Origin of the sequence: Vibrio sp. 10N.222.52.B7, assembly GCF_041474275.1 — a bacterium.
Classification (GTDB): Bacteria; Pseudomonadota; Gammaproteobacteria; order Enterobacterales; family Vibrionaceae; genus Vibrio; species Vibrio crassostreae_C.
This window is the reverse complement of sequence record NZ_JBFRTU010000762.1, coordinates 1-281: the sequence shown is the minus strand read 5'-3', so window position 1 is coordinate 281 and position 281 is coordinate 1. Positions and strand designations below refer to the sequence as shown.

Here is a 281-nt window from a genome sequence, read left to right as displayed (position 1 = left end):
GGGTGTATTGATTTCACGATAGAGACGATTGAAACCTCACCGTGTAATGGTGAGACGGTAACGACAGCTCAAACTATTAGTATTCAAGTCTTGCCTGTTGTGGATGACATCACCGTTGCCACGGATTCGACAACGATTCAAGAAGACATCGCCACGGATCTTAATCTTGAGCTTGTTCTTGGAGATAGCGTTGAAGACGGTCAGTTAATCACGGGTGAAGGCAATAGTGCTACTGGCAAGGAGACAGTTAACTCTCTGACCATCACAGTATCAAATGGTGT

The 281-nt window shown here is 45.2% G+C and carries 1 protein-coding gene; it reads left to right on the top strand.

The features are described 5' to 3' along the window. Positions 1 to 281: hypothetical protein (locus tag AB4512_RS25180; protein WP_372176185.1), on the top strand; the 281-nt coding region annotated here is incomplete at both ends.